The organism is Pseudomonas sp. PAMC25584 (assembly GCF_058135675.1).
Genome location: NZ_CM176870.1, coordinates 4341389 through 4356851 on the forward strand (window position 1 = coordinate 4341389; position 15463 = coordinate 4356851).

The 15463-nt window shown below is 61.3% G+C and carries 15 protein-coding genes; 11 read left to right on the forward strand and 4 right to left on the reverse strand.

The annotated features are described in order from the left end of the window. The first annotated feature begins 29 nt into the window (after positions 1 to 29). The 4 genes from alc (at position 30) to ACS5Q8_RS20155 (ending at position 4481) form a co-directional block, all read left to right on the forward strand. Positions 30 to 1025 (forward strand): allantoicase, encoded by a 996-nt coding sequence (alc, locus tag ACS5Q8_RS20140; protein ID WP_276194157.1) that lies wholly within the window; start codon positions 30 to 32, stop codon positions 1023 to 1025. 124 nt (positions 1026 to 1149) lie between these two features. Beyond that, complete coding sequence (locus tag ACS5Q8_RS20145; RefSeq protein ID WP_084381579.1) at positions 1150 to 1653, forward strand: ureidoglycolate lyase; 504 nt, start codon at positions 1150 to 1152, stop codon at positions 1651 to 1653. Positions 1654 to 1704: 51 nt separating this feature from the next. After that, on the forward strand, positions 1705 to 2988 hold the full coding sequence (locus tag ACS5Q8_RS20150) for a urate hydroxylase PuuD (RefSeq protein WP_276194158.1): 1284 nt from the start codon (positions 1705 to 1707) through the stop codon (positions 2986 to 2988). 707 nt (positions 2989 to 3695) lie between these two features. Continuing rightward, positions 3696 to 4481, forward strand: coding sequence for an outer membrane protein OmpK (locus ACS5Q8_RS20155; protein ID WP_276194159.1), 786 nt, complete (start codon positions 3696 to 3698; stop codon positions 4479 to 4481). Positions 4482 to 4528: 47 nt separating this feature from the next. Here ACS5Q8_RS20155 and ACS5Q8_RS20160 read toward each other — a convergent pair whose 3' ends face one another. Continuing rightward, positions 4529 to 5683, reverse strand: a complete 1155-nt coding sequence (locus tag ACS5Q8_RS20160; protein ID WP_276194160.1) for a patatin-like phospholipase family protein — start codon at positions 5681 to 5683, stop codon at positions 4529 to 4531. A gap of 30 nt (positions 5684 to 5713) precedes the next feature. Beyond that, on the reverse strand, positions 5714 to 6649 hold the full coding sequence (locus ACS5Q8_RS20165; RefSeq protein ID WP_276194161.1) for a lipid A biosynthesis lauroyl acyltransferase: 936 nt from the start codon (positions 6647 to 6649) through the stop codon (positions 5714 to 5716). 119 nt (positions 6650 to 6768) lie between these two features. On the opposite strand from ACS5Q8_RS20165, the gene minC reads away from it, so the two are divergent. From minC to ACS5Q8_RS20200, 7 genes are all read left to right on the forward strand, one after another. Then, entirely contained in the window at positions 6769 to 7506 is a 738-nt protein-coding gene (gene minC, locus ACS5Q8_RS20170) for a septum site-determining protein MinC (protein WP_276194162.1), read from the forward strand. Positions 7507 to 7705: 199 nt separating this feature from the next. Then, on the forward strand, positions 7706 to 8518 hold the full coding sequence (gene minD / locus ACS5Q8_RS20175) for a septum site-determining protein MinD (protein WP_276194163.1): 813 nt from the start codon (positions 7706 to 7708) through the stop codon (positions 8516 to 8518). A 3-nt stretch (positions 8519 to 8521) separates the two neighbouring features. Further along, positions 8522 to 8776 (forward strand): cell division topological specificity factor MinE, encoded by a 255-nt coding sequence (minE, locus tag ACS5Q8_RS20180; RefSeq protein ID WP_003175252.1) that lies wholly within the window; start codon positions 8522 to 8524, stop codon positions 8774 to 8776. 96 nt (positions 8777 to 8872) lie between these two features. Continuing rightward, a complete protein-coding gene (locus ACS5Q8_RS20185) occupies positions 8873 to 9508 on the forward strand; it encodes an RluA family pseudouridine synthase (protein ID WP_276194164.1) in 636 nt (211 codons plus the stop codon). Between the two features lie 161 nt (positions 9509 to 9669). Continuing rightward, positions 9670 to 10959 carry a M18 family aminopeptidase gene (locus tag ACS5Q8_RS20190; RefSeq protein WP_198717262.1) on the forward strand — a complete coding sequence of 430 codons (1290 nt, stop codon included), beginning with the start codon at positions 9670 to 9672 and terminating at the stop codon, positions 10957 to 10959. Between the two features lie 161 nt (positions 10960 to 11120). Continuing rightward, the gene (locus tag ACS5Q8_RS20195; RefSeq protein ID WP_276194165.1) at positions 11121 to 11297 is read left to right on the forward strand and encodes a hypothetical protein; all 177 of its coding nucleotides are present in this window, start codon (positions 11121 to 11123) and stop codon (positions 11295 to 11297) included. Positions 11298 to 11369: 72 nt separating this feature from the next. After that, positions 11370 to 13538: a mechanosensitive ion channel family protein gene (locus tag ACS5Q8_RS20200; protein WP_276194166.1), complete on the forward strand. Its 2169-nt coding sequence runs from the start codon at positions 11370 to 11372 to the stop codon at positions 13536 to 13538. 68 nt (positions 13539 to 13606) lie between these two features. Here ACS5Q8_RS20200 and ACS5Q8_RS20205 read toward each other — a convergent pair whose 3' ends face one another. Together ACS5Q8_RS20205 and ACS5Q8_RS20210 are read right to left on the reverse strand one after the other, a co-directional pair. Then, positions 13607 to 13828: an MbtH family protein gene (locus ACS5Q8_RS20205; RefSeq protein ID WP_276194167.1), complete on the reverse strand. Its 222-nt coding sequence runs from the start codon at positions 13826 to 13828 to the stop codon at positions 13607 to 13609. 82 nt (positions 13829 to 13910) lie between these two features. Continuing rightward, positions 13911 to 15323, reverse strand: coding sequence for an aspartate aminotransferase family protein (locus ACS5Q8_RS20210; RefSeq protein WP_276194168.1), 1413 nt, complete (start codon positions 15321 to 15323; stop codon positions 13911 to 13913). Positions 15324 to 15463: the final 140 nt, after the last annotated feature.

Consider the following 15463-nt stretch of genomic DNA (forward strand, 5'->3'; position numbering starts at 1 on the left):
AGCCACCCTATCCAAGGCAGACAAGAAGAATGAAAGCGCAACCCTTACCGTTCGAGAAGTTCGTCAACCTCGCCGACGCCCGCCTCGGCACCAAGATCATCTCGGTGACCGATGACTGGTTCGCCGACGCCAACCGCCTGTTCCAGCCGACCCCGGCCGTGTGGAAGGAGGGCGTTTTCGATGATAACGGCAAGTGGATGGACGGCTGGGAGTCACGCCGCAAACGCTTCGAAGGCTACGACAGCGCAGTGATCCGCCTGGGTGCAGCCGGCTCGATCAAGGGCGTGGACATCGACACTTCATTCTTCACCGGTAACTTCCCGCCGTCGGCCTCCCTGGAAGCCTGCTTCCTGACCTCGGGCGAGCCGGACGACAGCACCGAGTGGGTGGAAGTGCTGTCGGCCGTCGAACTGCAAGGCAACAGCCACCACTACCACGCAATCAACCACGACCAGGCGTTCAGCCACCTGCGCTTCAACATCTACCCGGATGGCGGCGTGGCCCGTCTGCGCGTGTACGGTGTACCGTTCCGCGACTGGTCGGCGGTGGGCGACAACGAACAGGTCGACCTGGCTGCCGCGCTGAACGGCGGCCGGGCCCTGGCCTGCTCCGACGAACACTTCGGCCGCATGGGCAACCTCCTCAATCCGGGCCGTGGCGTCAACATGGGCGATGGCTGGGAAACCGCCCGCCGTCGCACGCCAGGCAATGACTGGGTGATCGTCGCGCTGGGCCATGCGGGCGAGATCGAAAAGATCATCGTCGACACCCTGCACTTCAAGGGCAACTACCCGGACACTTGCTCGATCCAGGGCGCCTTCGTCAAGGGCGGCACCGACAGCCAGATCGAAACCCAATCGCTGTTCTGGCGCGAACTGCTGCCGGCGCAGAAGCTGGAAATGCACGCCGAACACACCTTCGCCGAGCAGATCAAGGCGCTGGGGCCGATTACCCACATCCGCCTGAATGTGTTCCCGGATGGTGGTGTGAGCCGCCTGCGCGTATTGGGCAAGGTCGCTAAATAGGCGTGAGCCCAATCGCGGGCAAGCCCGGCTCCCACAGGGGTACGCGGACAAATGTGGGAGCCGGGCTTGCCCGCGATTGCGGTAGATCAGACAACATCACATTCGAAAACTTAAGAAGACAGCCATGCGCACACTGATGATCGAACCCCTGACCAAAGAAGCCTTCGCCCCTTTCGGAGACGTTATCGAAACCGACGGCAGCGATCACTTCATGATCAACAACGGTTCGACCATGCGCTTCCACAAACTGGCGACGGTCGAAACCGCTACGCCTGAAGACCACGCCATCATCAGCATCTTCCGCGCCGACGCGCAGGACATGCCGCTGACCGTGTGCATGCTGGAGCGACACCCGCTGGGCAGCCAGGCGTTCATACCGCTGCTCGGCAACCCCTTTCTGATCGTGGTCGCGCCACTTGGCGATGCACCGGTATCAGGCTTGGTCCGCGCCTTCGTCACCAACGGCAGGCAGGGCATTAATTACCATCGCGGCGTCTGGCACCACCCGGTGCTGACGATCGAAAAGCGGGATGACTTCCTGGTGGTTGATCGCAGTGGCACCGGCAATAACTGCGATGAGCATTTTTTCAAAGAGGATGAGCGGTTGATCCTCGCCCCCCACCAATAAGAGAAGGCCTGATCACCCGACAACAAGGGCGACAAGCGAGAGGTAAAGACTGTGGAAGCACACCTGTTGGAATGGCTGAACCTTAGCGTGCGCTGGGTTCACATGATCACTGGCGTCGCCTGGATTGGCGCGTCGTTTTACTTTGTCTGGCTGGAAAACAACCTCAATCGCGTCAACCCCAAGGACGGCCTGGCCGGTGACTTGTGGGCGATTCACGGTGGCGGTATCTACCACCTGGAAAAATACAAACTGGCCCCGCCGACCATGCCGGACAACCTGCACTGGTTCAAATGGGAAGCCTATTTCACCTGGATGTCGGGCGTCGCGCTGCTGTGCGTGGTGTTCTACCTCAACCCGACGCTGTACCTGCTCGCCCCCGGCAGCAGCCTGAGCGGCACCGAAGGCGTGTTGCTGGGCATCGGCTCACTGTTCGCCGGCTGGTTCATCTACTCGTTTCTCTGCGACTCGGCCCTGGGCAAACGCCCGGCCCTGCTCGGCCTGACCTTGTTCGTGCTATTGATCGCGGCGGCGTATGGCTTCAGCAAAGTGTTCAGCGGCCGGGGCGCGTACCTGCATGTGGGGGCGATCATCGGCACCATCATGGTAGGCAACGTGTTCCGCATCATCATGCCGGCGCAACGCGCGCTGGTGGCGGCAATCGCGCAGAACCGCACGCCGGACCCGGCCCTGCCGGCCAAGGGCTTGCTGCGTTCACGGCACAACAACTACTTCACCTTGCCGGTGCTGTTCATCATGATCAGCAACCACTTCCCGAGCACTTACGGCAGCCAGTACAACTGGCTGATCCTGGCGGGGATTGCCGTGGCAGCGGTGTTGGTGCGGCATTACTTCAACACCCGGCATAACAGCCAGAAATATGCCTGGACCTTGCCGGTGGGCGCGTTGGCGATGATTTGCCTGGCGTATGTCACCGGGCCCAAGCCAGTCACGGACGTAGCCAAGGCACCGGCAGCCATCGAGTACCAACCGTTGCCGGAAACCGCGCTGGGCGGTGGCGTGAAATCCGCTGCGCCCGCCGCACCCGCTGCTGCAGCCGCACCTGCCCAGGCGACGATTGATTTCGACAAGGTGCATGGGGTGATCCAGGCACGTTGCGCCGTCTGCCATTCGGCCAAGCCCAGCAGCCCGTTGTTCAGCACTGCACCGGCGGGCGTGATGTTCGACACACCGACGCAGATCCAGCAACAGGCGGCGCGTATTCAGGCGCAGGCCGTGGCGAGCCAGATCATGCCATTGGGCAACATCACCCAGATGACCCAGCAGGAACGCGATCTGATCGGCACCTGGATCAATCAGGGGGCGCGCACGAATTAACGGATGAGCGCATGACTAACCTGTGGGAGGGGGCTTGCTCCCGATGGCGGCGATTCAGTCACTGATACTTTGAATGACACACCGCAATCGGGAGCAAGCCCCCTCCCACATCGGGCCTGCGATGTTTTGAACACTGAGTGACACCCAGCCGTTGAATGCCTAACAACACACCAAAAAGATCCGAGGTGTTATGACCGGCGTGCGTTGTCGCTGAATGTACTGTTCAACATCCTCGGGGTTCTGAACGACACGCCATCGCCCACACGCATTGATTCCTTCGTTACAACAAAAACAATAACAAACAGGGAACGCCCACATGTACACCATTGACCTGGGGACGGCTACGAGCCGTGCCCCATTCTCGCCCCATACGCGCTCTAACAGCGCACTTGAGCCAAGGCTTTGGAGCCAGTATTCTCCGCGCCCGCTCGAATCGACTCAAAAAAAAACAGCGAATATAAAAGCTGACTATAAGGCCAACTTATCCCGGCCTGCGGTCTGCGGCCCAAGTGCGCAAAAGTCCCCTGAGTTCGACTGCATCCGTTGCCGCAGACGACAATTTTTTGGGTTTTTTAGCACCTTGGCGCAGCTCTTGCTAAAGCATAAAAGCTGACCGAACAGACGATTTTTTCAGCGAGCCAAAAGGCGCCACACCAGAGCGCCGACGTAGAAGAAAAACCATAAAACTTTAACTCGGGAGCAACCGAATGAAACCTATGTTCAAAGGCCTGATGCTGGCAGGAACCCTGCTGGCTGGTGGCCAAGCTGTGGCCGGTGACCTGTTGCAATGGCAGAACAACAGCCTGACGTACCTGTGGGGCAAAAACTTTACCGTCAACCCGCAGATCCAACAGACCGTCACGTTTGAACACGCCGATGCGTGGAAGTACGGCGACAACTTCTTCTTCCTCGACCGCATCTTTTACAACGGCAAGGAAGACGGCAACGTCGGCCCCAGTACTTACTACGGCGAGTTCAGTCCACGCCTGTCGTTCGGCAAGATTTTCGACAAAGACTTGTCCTTCGGCCCGATCAAAGATGTATTGCTGGCGTTCACTTACGAGTTCGGCGAAGGCGATAACGAATCGTACCTGTTGGGCCCGGGCTTCGACCTGAACATCCCCGGTTTCGACTACTTCCAGTTGAACTTCTATCAGCGCCAGACCGAAGGCAGTCGCGCAGGCGACGGCGTATGGCAGATCACCCCGGTGTGGTCGTACACGCTTCCCATGGGCAACTCCAACATCCTCATCGACGGCTATATGGATTGGGTGGTGGACAACGACAAGAACGCCCATGGCACGTATCACGCCAACCTGCACTTCAACCCGCAGGTCAAATATGACCTGGGCAAGGCGATGAACTGGGGCGAGAAACAGCTGTATGTCGGTTTTGAATACGACTACTGGAAGAACAAGTACGGGATCGAAGATTCCGGCGCGTTCAAGACCACTCAGGATACGGCGAGCTTCCTGGTCAAGTACCACTTCTGATTGAACACCGCGGATTCATGTGGGAGGGGGCTTGCCCCCTCCCACCGTCAGATCGGTAACAGGCCCAGGAACCGCGTTATTTCCTCGCGCTTGGCCAGGGCATCACTGCGCCCCAACTCGATCAATTCGCTGCAATACCCCGCCTCGAACAGCAAATAACTGAGCACCCCCGCCCCGCTGGTCTTGGTCGCACCCGGCCCCCGCAGGAACAGACGCAACGCCGCCGGCAATTCCTGCCGATGCCGCGCCGCAATCTCATCGATCGGCTGACTCGGCGCAATCACCAGCACGTCCACCGGCGCCAGGCCCTGGGCCGCGCTGTCGACCGGCTGGAAATGGCTGAACTGGTTCAAGCGCTCCAGCAATTCGATATCACTTTCCAGGCTGTCAATAAACGTGCTGTTGAGCATGTGCCCGCCGATCTGCGCCAGGGTCGGCTGCTGGCCGGTGTAGGCGCGCTGCAACGGGTGTTCATGCTCGACGCCGCGCGGGTTGCCGCTGACGCCCACCACCAGCACGCGGTTGGCGCCCAGGTGCAAGGCCGGGCTGATAGGCGCCGATTGCCGCACGGCGCCATCGCCGAAATACTCATGCTCGAGTTTGACCGGGGCAAACAGCAAGGGAATCGCCGAACTGGCCAACAGGTGTTCAACCGTGAGTTGGGTGGGCACACCGATACGCCGGTGGCGCAACCAGGCATCGATGGTGCCGCCGCCCTGGTAGAACGTCACCGCTTGCCCGGATTCGTAACCGAAGGCCGTGACCGCCACCGCCTTCAGGTGTTTGTCGCGGATGGCTTCGTCAATGCCGTCCAGGTCAAGTTTGTCGTGCAGCAAATCGCGCAGCGGCGAGCTGTTGAGCAGCGCCACCGGCACCTGGGCGCCCAGGCCGAGCAGGCTGTGGAAACAGAAGCGACCGGCCTGGTGAATCACCCCCGGCCAGTCGCTGCGTAGCACCAGGTGGCTGCGAAACCCCTGCCAGAACGCCGTCAGACGCTCGATCGCCGCAGTGAAGTCCATGGCGCCGCTGGCCAAGCTCACCGCGTTAATTGCGCCGGCCGATGTACCGACGATCACCGGAAACGGATTGGCCGCGCCAGGCGGCAGCAACTCGGCAATCGCCGCCAATACCCCCACCTGATACGCCGCTCGCGCCCCGCCGCCGGAAAGAATCAAGCCTGTGACCGGTTCAGCTTGGCGCATCGCATTACTCCATGGGGGGAAAAGCAGGTCTTATCGACGGCGTTTTTCGTACAATTTGGGCTCGCCCGGCGGCCGGCTCTTGAAGCGGCGATGGGTCCACAGGTATTGCTCGGGGCATTCGCGCACCGAGGTTTCGACCCACTGGTTGATCCGCAGGCAATCGATCTCATCGCTCTCGCCGGGAAAATCAGTCAACGGCGGGTGGACCACCAGGCGGTAACCGCTGCCGTCGGCCAGGCGTTCCTGGGTAAACGGCACCACCAGCGCCTTGCCCAGGCGGGCGAACTTACTGGTGGCGGTCACCGTGGCGGCCTGGATACCGAACAGCGGCACGAAGATACTTTGCTTGGCGCCGTAGTCCTGATCCGGTGCGTACCAGATGGCCCGGCCGGCGCGCAGCAGCTTGAGCATGCCGCGCACGTCTTCACGCTCCACGGCCAGGGAGTCAAGGTTGTGGCGCTCGCGGCCACGGCGCTGGATAAAGTCGAACAGCGGGTTGCCGTGCTCGCGGTACATGCCGTCGATGGTGTGCTTTTGCCCGAGCAGCGCCGCGCCGATTTCCAGGGTGGTGAAATGCAGGGCCATGAGGATCACGCCCTTGCCGTCCAACTGGGCCTGCTTGAGGTGCTCCAGGCCTTCAACATGGGCCAGCCGCGCCAGGCGCTGGCGCGACCACCACCAGCTCATGGCCATTTCAAAGAAGGCGATGCCGGTGGAGGCGAAGTTTTCCTTGAGCAAGTGTTTACGCGCTTGCGCGGACTTTTCCGGGAAGCACAGCTCCAGGTTGCGCGCGGCGATGCGGCGCCGTTCGCCGGCCACGCGGTACATGCCGGCACCCAGCAGGCGACCAATGGTCAGCAGCGCACGGTACGGCAATTGAGTGACCAGCCACAGCAGGCCGAGTCCCAGCCATAACAGCCAAAATCGTGGATGAAAAAATACAGCTCGAAAACGCGGGCGATCCATTACAGATTCCGGTAAAGACATGGGCCGCGCATTCTACAACGGTTCGACTCGGCTTGCGGCCAGTGGTTGTTCTCGTTATAAGTCTCGACACTTTTCGTGACAAGCCGCTTTTGCCGACCATGAGCCAAACCGAACCGCTAGACCAAGATCCCGTGTTCCAGCTAAAAGGCAGCATGCTCGCCATTACCGTGCTGGAATTGGCCCGCAATGACCTCGACGCGCTGGACCGCCAGCTCGCCGCCAAGGTCGCCCTGGCGCCGAATTTCTTCAACAACGCCCCACTGGTGCTGGCCCTGGACAAACTCCCGGCCGGCCAAGGCACGATCGACCTGCCAGGCCTGATGCGCGTTTGCCGCTCCCATGGCCTGCGCACCCTGGCGATTCGTGCCAGCCGTATCGAAGACATTGCCGCAGCCATCGCAATTGAATTGCCAGTACTGCCACCGTCGGGTGCCCGCGAGCGTCCGCTCGACCCATTGCCCGGTGAAGTGAAGAAAACACCGGAAAAACCACCGGAGCCTACGGTCAAACCGACCAGGATCATCACCTCCCCCGTGCGCGGCGGGCAGCAGATTTACGCCCAGGGCGGCGACCTGGTGGTGATCGCGTCGGTCAGCCCGGGCGCGGAACTTCTGGCCGATGGCAACATCCATGTATACGGCCCCATGCGCGGGCGTGCCCTCGCCGGCATCAAGGGTGATACCAAGGCGCGTATTTTTTGTCAGCAGTTGACCGCTGAGCTGGTGTCGATCGCGGGCCAGTACAAGGTTTCAGAAGACTTGCGCCGTGATCCGCTGTGGGGCGCTGCGGTACAAGTCAGCCTGTCGGGTGATGTGTTGAACATCATCCGTCTTTAACGGATACTGCCGCATTTTCCAAGCATCTCTAGACTCTGATAGCACAGCGAAACCGGCAAGACTTGCGTAGGACTCATTTGAAGTTGGCGTTTCCCTGCGGAAACCACATCTTTTCCCTACAAAGGCTGTCCGCCTGCAGCGAGTTCCAAGAGATGTTTTTCAGGGACTGAAAGTCCTTTTTCCTTAGGGGTGAAACACCTTGGCCAAGATTCTCGTGGTTACATCCGGCAAGGGTGGTGTGGGTAAGACCACCACCAGCGCCGCTATCGGTACCGGCCTCGCTCTGCGCGGCCACAAGACAGTCATCGTCGACTTCGACGTCGGTTTGCGTAACCTCGACCTGATCATGGGCTGCGAACGCCGCGTGGTGTACGACTTCGTCAACGTGGTCAACGGCGAAGCCAACCTGCAACAGGCCCTGATCAAGGACAAGCGCCTTGAGAACCTGTACGTACTGGCCGCCAGCCAGACCCGCGACAAAGACGCGCTCACCAAGGAAGGCGTAGGCAAAGTCCTCGCTGAATTGAAGGAAAACTTCGAATACGTGGTGTGCGACTCCCCGGCCGGTATCGAAACCGGTGCTCACCTGGCGATGTACTTCGCCGATGAAGCCATCGTGGTGACCAACCCGGAAGTCTCCTCGGTGCGTGACTCGGACCGCATGCTGGGTCTGTTGGCCAGCAAGTCCCAGCGCGCCGAAAAAGGCGAAGAACCGATCAAGGAGCACTTGCTGCTCACCCGTTACAACCCTGAGCGCGTCAGCAATGGCGAGATGCTCGGTGTTGAAGACGTCAAGGAAATCCTCGCAGTGACCCTGCTGGGTGTTATTCCCGAGTCCCAGGCCGTACTGAAGGCCTCCAACCAGGGCGTCCCGGTAATTCTGGACGACCAGAGCGACGCCGGCCAGGCGTACAGCGATGCAGTTGATCGCTTACTGGGCAAGACCGTGGAACATCGCTTCCTCGATGTAAAGAAGAAGGGATTCTTCGAGCGTATCTTTGGAGGCAACTAAACAATGAAATTTCTCGACTTCTTTCGCGCCAACAAAAAGCCAAGTACCGCGTCGGTAGCGAAAGAGCGTCTACAGATCATCGTGGCGCACGAACGCGGCCAACGCAGCACGCCAGACTACCTGCCAGCCTTGCAGAAGGAGCTGGTCGAGGTGATCCGCAAGTACGTCAATATCGGCAACGACGACGTGCATGTCGCCCTGGAAAACGACGGCAGTTGCTCGATTCTGGAACTCAATATCACCCTGCCTGATCGTTGATCGAAAGGGCGGTCGCCACGGCGGCTCCGTCACCTTGATCCCTTTGCGGGAGCCAGGTGGTCGAGCCGCCGTTGGCGTTTGTTACGAGGCTGTTTAATGCCGTTGTCCAACATCCATATCCTCTACCAGGACGACGCTGTCCTGGTGGTGAACAAGCCGACTTTGCTGCTCTCGGTGCCTGGCCGCGCCGACGACAACAAGGACTGCCTGATCACTCGCCTGCAGGAAAACGGCTACCCAGAGGCCAGAATCGTCCATCGACTGGATTGGGAAACCTCGGGGATCATCCTGCTCGCGCGGGACGCCGATACCCACCGCGAACTGTCCCGTCAGTTTCATGACCGCGAAACCGAAAAGGCCTACACCGCCCTGGCTTGGGGCCAACCGGAACTGGACAGCGGTAGCATCGACCTGCCCCTGCGCTACGATCCGCCGACCAAGCCACGCCATGTGGTCGACCACGAGTTCGGCAAGCACGCGCTGACCTTCTGGAAGGTGCTGGAACGTTGCGGTGACTGGTGCCGCGTCGAGCTGACGCCAATCACCGGGCGCTCGCACCAGTTGCGCGTGCATATGTTGTCGATCGGCCACCCGCTGCTCGGTGATGGCTTGTATGCCCATGAACACGCCCTGGCCGCCTGGCCGCGCCTGTGCCTGCACGCGAGCATGCTGAGCTTCACCCACCCGCAAAGCGGCGAGCGCTTGCGCTTCGAGTGTCCTGCCCCCTTCTAAAGCTGTAAACACTGTCAAATGTGGGAGGGGATTGCAGTGGGTCAGTGAACAAATACAGTGACTGACACTCCGCCATCGGGGGCAAGCCCCCTCCCACATTTGTGCTGTGCACTTCTCGCCATCGAACGGTAAACTCCGCGCATTGCTGTCTGGAGCTATTTATGCGCGAAGCGTTGAATCAAGGCCTGATCGACTTCCTCAAGGCCTCCCCTACTCCCTTTCATGCCACTGCTGCCCTGGCCCAGCGTCTCGAAGCGGCCGGTTACCAGCGTCTCGACGAGCGCGACACCTGGACCACCGAGGCCAACGGTCGCTATTACGTGACCCGCAACGACTCCGCGATCATCGCCTTCAAGCTCGGTCGCCACTCGCCGCTGCAGGGCGGCATCCGCCTGGTCGGCGCCCACACCGACAGCCCGTGCCTGCGGGTCAAGCCCCAGCCCGAGCTGCAACGCCAGGGCTTCTGGCAGTTGGGCGTCGAAGTCTATGGCGGCGCATTGCTGGCACCGTGGTTCGACCGCGACCTGTCCCTGGCCGGCCGCGTGACCTTCCGTCGCGACGGCAAGGTCGAAAGCCAACTGATCGACTTCAAACTGCCGATTGCCATCATCCCCAACCTGGCCATCCACCTGAACCGTGAAGCCAACCAGGGCTGGGCGATCAATGCCCAGACCGAACTGCCGCCGATCCTCGCGCAGTTTGCCGGTGACGAGCGCGTGGACTTCCGCGCCGTGCTCACCGAGCAGTTGGCCCGCGAACACGGGCTGAACGCCGACGTGGTGCTCGACTACGAGCTGAGCTTCTACGACACCCAAAGCGCCGCCGTGATCGGCCTCAATGGCGACTTCATCGCCGGTGCCCGTCTGGACAACCTGCTGTCGTGCTACGCCGGCCTGCAAGCCTTGCTCACCAGCGAGACCGATGAAACCTGCGTGCTGGTGTGCAACGACCACGAAGAAGTCGGCTCCTGCTCGGCCTGCGGTGCCGACGGCCCGATGCTGGAACAGACCCTGCGGCGCCTGTTGCCCGAAGGTGACGAATTTGTACGCACCATTCAGAAATCGCTGCTGGTCTCGGCCGACAATGCCCACGGCATCCACCCGAACTATGCCGACAAGCATGACGCCAACCACGGCCCGAAACTCAACGCCGGCCCAGTGATCAAGGTCAACAGCAACCAGCGCTACGCCACCAACAGCGAAACCGCCGGCTTCTTCCGCCACCTGTGCATGGCCGAGGAAGTGCCAGTGCAGAGCTTTGTGGTGCGCAGCGACATGGGCTGCGGCTCGACCATCGGCCCGATCACCGCCAGCCACCTGGGTGTGCGCACCGTCGACATCGGCTTGCCGACGTTCGCCATGCACTCCATTCGCGAGCTGTGCGGCAGCCATGACCTGGCGCATCTGGTGAAAGTCCTCGGTGCGTTCTACGCAAGCCGCGATCTGCCCTGAGCCAAAGGCTGAATGCAGCTAAACAGGTGGGAGGGGCAAGTCGAATCGTCGCACCGCCCCTCCCACATTTGGCTTCGCGTACACCTGATCTATATCACCTACATTTCCCGCAATCCCACCTAGACTTGTCATTATTCCCACTCTGACAGGGCCGTCGCCTCATGATCACCATGTCCTCATTCCACACCATGCTCATTCCTATCCTCATCGGCATGATCATGCTCGCGGTCGGCTTCAATTTTCGTGACAAGCCTCTCGGTGTGTTTGGCATGTGGATCGGCATGCTGTTGATCCTGGGCACCGTGGTTTACAAGATCCTCGCCAAACTCGCTGAATAACAAATGCACTCGCATTGGGCATAGGGGCCTCGTACACTCGGTCAATTCGTCGTTTTCAAGGTTGACCGCCTCGTGCTTTCCCGTCTGTTTGCCCTGCCCTGCTACTTGCTGATCGCCCTGCTCACCCTGCTCCCGCTCGCTCCGGCCCAGGCCGTTGGCTTGCCTGGGCTGCTGGGTGGCACCAGCAAGCCTCAACCCCAGGCCGACCTGCCGCTGGGGCAATCGCTGGACGAGGTGATCAAGACCCTGGAAAACGACCAGCAACGTACCCAGTTGCTGAGCGACCTGAAAAAGCTGCGCCAGGCCACGCAAAAGGCCCAGCCGGCCGCCGAACAAGGCGTGCTCGGGCTGATCGGCAGCACGCTGTCTGGCCTTGAGCAGCAATTCTCCGGTGTCGACAGCCCGCTGGGACGCTGGTCCGATGAAGTGGACATGGCCAAGGATGAACTCAAGGCCTTGATGCTGCCGGCCAGCGAATGGCTGCCGATCATCTTCGGTTTTGCCCTGATCCTCGCCGTGTGGAGCCTGCTGGCCGCCGCGCTGATCTGGCTCAGCCACCGCGTGCGCGAGCGCTTCGGCCTGCCCGAAGAACTGCCGCAACACCCGCGCACCTGGGACATGCTGCGCTTCGCCCTACGCAAACTGGGGCCGTGGCTGATCGCGCTGGTGATCACCGTGTACCTGAGTTACGCGCTGCCCTCGTCCCTGGGCAAATCCCTGGCGATGGTGCTGGCGTATGCGCTGGTGGTCGGCACCTGCTTCTCGGCAATCTGCGTGATCGCATTCTCCGTGCTGGACGGCCCGCATCGCCGTCACGCGTTGTATATCCTGCGGCGAAAGGCGTTCCGGCCCTTGTGGTTGATCGGCAGTTTTGCCGCCTTTGGCGAAGCCTTGGGCGACCCCAGGCTGGTCGTTGCGCTTGGCCAGCACCTGGCGCACACGGCGGCAACCGTCGCCAATGTAATGGCCGCGCTGTCCACCGGTGTGTTTATCCTGCGCTTCCGCCGGCCGATTGCGCACCTGATCCGCAACCAGCCGCTGTCCCGTCGCCTGACCCGCCGCGCCCTCAGCGATACGATCGAAATCATCGGCACCTTCTGGTACATCCCGGCCCTGCTGCTGGTCTGCATCTCGCTGTTCGCCACCTTCGTTTCCGCCGGCGACACCAGCACCGCCTTGCGTCAGTCATTGCTATGCACGGTGTTGCTGGTGCTGTGCATGGTAATCAACGGCCTGGTACGCCGCCATGCCCTCAAGCCGCACCGCGGGCACAAACGCCATGCGCTGTACTCCGAACGCCTGAAGAGCTTCGTCTACACCCTCGCCCACCTGGTGGTGTGGCTGACGTTTATCGAGCTGGGGCTGCGGGTCTGGGGCCTGTCATTGATCCGTTTCACCGAAGGCGACGGTCATGAAATCAGCGTCAAGCTGTTCGGCCTCGGCGGCACGCTGCTGTTTGCCTGGCTGATCTGGATTCTCAGCGACACCGCGATCCATCACGCCCTCACCCGCTCGCGCAAAGGCCTGGCCAACGCGCGCGCGCAGACCATGATGCCGCTGATCCGCAACGTGCTGTTCGTGACCATCTTCATCATCGCGGCCATCGTCGCCCTGGCCAACATGGGCATGAACGTCACGCCGTTGCTGGCCGGTGCCGGTGTAATCGGCCTGGCCATCGGCTTTGGCGCGCAGTCGCTGGTGGCGGACTTGATCACCGGCCTGTTCATCATCATCGAAGACTCACTGGCCATCGATGACTACGTGGACGTCGGCGGCCACCTCGGCACAGTCGAAGGCCTGACCATCCGTACCGTGCGCCTGCGCGACATCGATGGCATCGTGCATACCATCCCGTTCAGCGAGATCAAGAGCATCAAGAACTACTCCCGAGAGTTCGGCTACGCGATCTTTCGGGTGGCGATCCCGTACAACATGGACATCGACGATGCAATCAAGTTGATACGCGACGTCGGCCAGCAGATGCGCAACGATCCGCTACAACGCCGCAATATCTGGTCACCGCTGGAGATTCAGGGCGTGGAAAGTTTCGAGTCGGGCAGCGCGATTCTGCGCGCGCGCTTCAAGACTGCGCCGATCAAGCAATGGGAAGTGTCGCGGGCGTTCAACCTGTCACTCAAACGCCATCTGGACGAGGCCGGGCTGGACCTGGCTACACCGCGCCTGAGTGTGCAGGTGGTGACCGGCGCGTCGGGCGGGCTGGAGAAAGAGAAGAACGCCTGAGCCTTCAGGCGCAATGTGGGCGCTGCCGAGCCCCACATTGGAGCTTCGCTGATTTCAGTGTGGTGGGCTCAGGTCAGCGCCGCGCCGTCCATCTTCTGGCGCAGGCTCAACGGACGCATATCGGTCCAGACCTCTTCGATATAGTCCAGGCACTCTTTCTTCAGGCCGCTCTTGCCCACGGTACGCCAGCCTTCCGGCACGGCCTTGTAGTCGGGCCAGATTGAATACTGTTCTTCATGGTTGACCACTACCTGAAACAGGATGTCGTCGCGGTCAAATACTGAGGTCATTGCTGTTCTCCATCACTCAAAGGCTGGCTGCGCACCACGCGCAGCGCTGATATCTGTAGGAACGTACCAGGCGGCCGAAAAATTAGAGGCTGGCGACCGCTGCAGCCAAGGCACGCCCGAAGATCTCGGCGACCTGATCGATCTGGGCGGCGCTGATCACCAACGGTGGCAGGAAGCGCACCACGCCGCCATGACGCCCACCCAGCTCCAGAATCAGGCCGCGCTTGAGGCATTCACGCTGCACCAGCGGTGCCAGGTGCCGGTGGACCGGCGGGTGGCCCTGGATATCGAGCGCGCCGTTCGGGTCCACCAGTTCCACGCCGAGCATCAGCCCGCGACCGCGAATATCGCCCAATTGCGGGAAATCGCGCTGCAGGAGGTGCAGGTGCTCCGCCAGGCGCTCGCCCATCGCCGCCGCATGGCCGGCCAGGTCGTGATCCTTGAGGTAGCGCATCACCGCCGACCCGGCCGCCATTGCCATCTGATTGCCACGGAAGGTCCCGGCATGGGCGCCCGGCAACCAAGTGTCGAGCCAGTCGCGGTACACCACCACCGCCAACGGCAGGCTGCCGCCGATGGCCTTGGACATCACCACCACATCCGGAATGATGCCTGCGTGTTCGAAGGCAAACATCTTGCCGGTACGCCCGAAACCGCTCTGGATTTCATCGATGATCAACGCCACGCCCGCCTGCTCGGTAATCCGCCGCAGGCCGCGCAGCCAGTCAAGGTCCGCCGGGATCACGCCGCCCTCGCCCTGCACCACTTCGACAATCACCGCCGCCGGCAACAACACCCCGGCTTCCGGGTCGTTGAGCAGGTTTTCCAGGTAATGCAGATTGACCCGCACACCTTGCGCGCCGCCCAGGCCGAACGGGCAACGGTAGTCATAAGGGAACGGCAGGAATTGCACACCATTGCCGAGCAGGGCGCCCAACGGTTTCTTCGGCCCCAGGCTGCCCATCAGGCTTAACGCGCCCTGGCTCATGCCGTGATAACCACCCTGGAACGACAACACCGTGCTGCGCCCCGTGGCGGTGCGTACCAGCTTCAACGCAGCTTCCACTGCGTCAGTGCCGGTGGGGCCGCAGAACTGGATTTTGGCTTCCTGTGCCAACGCGGCCGGCAACAGGCCGAACAGATCCTGCACGAACTGATCCTTGACCGGTGTGGTCAGGTCGAGGGTGTGCAACGGCAGTTCGTCGCTCAGCACTTGCTGGATCGCGTCGATCACCACCGGGTGGTTATGCCCCAGCGCCAAGGTGCCCGCGCCGGCCAGGCAGTCGATGAAGCTGCGGCCTTCCACGTCTTCCACGTAGATACCCTTCGCGCGTTTGAGTGCCAGAGGGATACGCCGTGGGTAGCTGCGGGCGTTGGACTCCTGCTGGCGTTGGCGCGCCAGCAGCGGGCTTTCGTCGAACTGGTAGAGCGTTTCCACGGGTGCAGGGCTGACCGGCACCTGAGCGTCTGCGATACGGCTGCTAGCGACTGACATCTCTCGATCCCTCAATACGCTGATGATGGTGACCCAACTGCCGATCCGTTGGCGTCTGGCCCAAGGGCATGCGCACGGATTTCCTGTTGTGGAAACGCACCAGCGTCGAAAGGATTTAGGGGCTGTGGTAGTTACGGATG

Bases quoted from the DNA above. Each gene is read 5' to 3' on its own strand.
- ACS5Q8_RS20155 (WP_276194159.1), top strand. From the start codon at position 3,696: ATGAAACCTATGTTCAAAGGCCTGATGCTGGCAGGAACCCTGCTGGCT.
- ACS5Q8_RS20145 (WP_084381579.1), top strand. From the start codon at position 1,150: ATGCGCACACTGATGATCGAACCCCTGACCAAAGAAGCCTTCGCCCCT.
- ACS5Q8_RS20190 (WP_198717262.1), top strand. From the start codon at position 9,670: ATGCGCGAAGCGTTGAATCAAGGCCTGATCGACTTCCTCAAGGCCTCC.
- ACS5Q8_RS20195 (WP_276194165.1), top strand. From the start codon at position 11,121: ATGATCACCATGTCCTCATTCCACACCATGCTCATTCCTATCCTCATC.
- ACS5Q8_RS20160 (WP_276194160.1), bottom strand. From the start codon at position 5,683: ATGCGCCAAGCTGAACCGGTCACAGGCTTGATTCTTTCCGGCGGCGGG.
- ACS5Q8_RS20205 (WP_276194167.1), bottom strand. From the start codon at position 13,828: ATGACCTCAGTATTTGACCGCGACGACATCCTGTTTCAGGTAGTGGTC.
- ACS5Q8_RS20165 (WP_276194161.1), bottom strand. From the start codon at position 6,649: ATGGATCGCCCGCGTTTTCGAGCTGTATTTTTTCATCCACGATTTTGG.
- minE (WP_003175252.1), top strand. From the start codon at position 8,522: ATGAAATTTCTCGACTTCTTTCGCGCCAACAAAAAGCCAAGTACCGCG.
- ACS5Q8_RS20210 (WP_276194168.1), bottom strand. From the start codon at position 15,323: ATGTCAGTCGCTAGCAGCCGTATCGCAGACGCTCAGGTGCCGGTCAGC.
- alc (WP_276194157.1), top strand. From the start codon at position 30: ATGAAAGCGCAACCCTTACCGTTCGAGAAGTTCGTCAACCTCGCCGAC.
- ACS5Q8_RS20185 (WP_276194164.1), top strand. From the start codon at position 8,873: ATGCCGTTGTCCAACATCCATATCCTCTACCAGGACGACGCTGTCCTG.
- minC (WP_276194162.1), top strand. From the start codon at position 6,769: ATGAGCCAAACCGAACCGCTAGACCAAGATCCCGTGTTCCAGCTAAAA.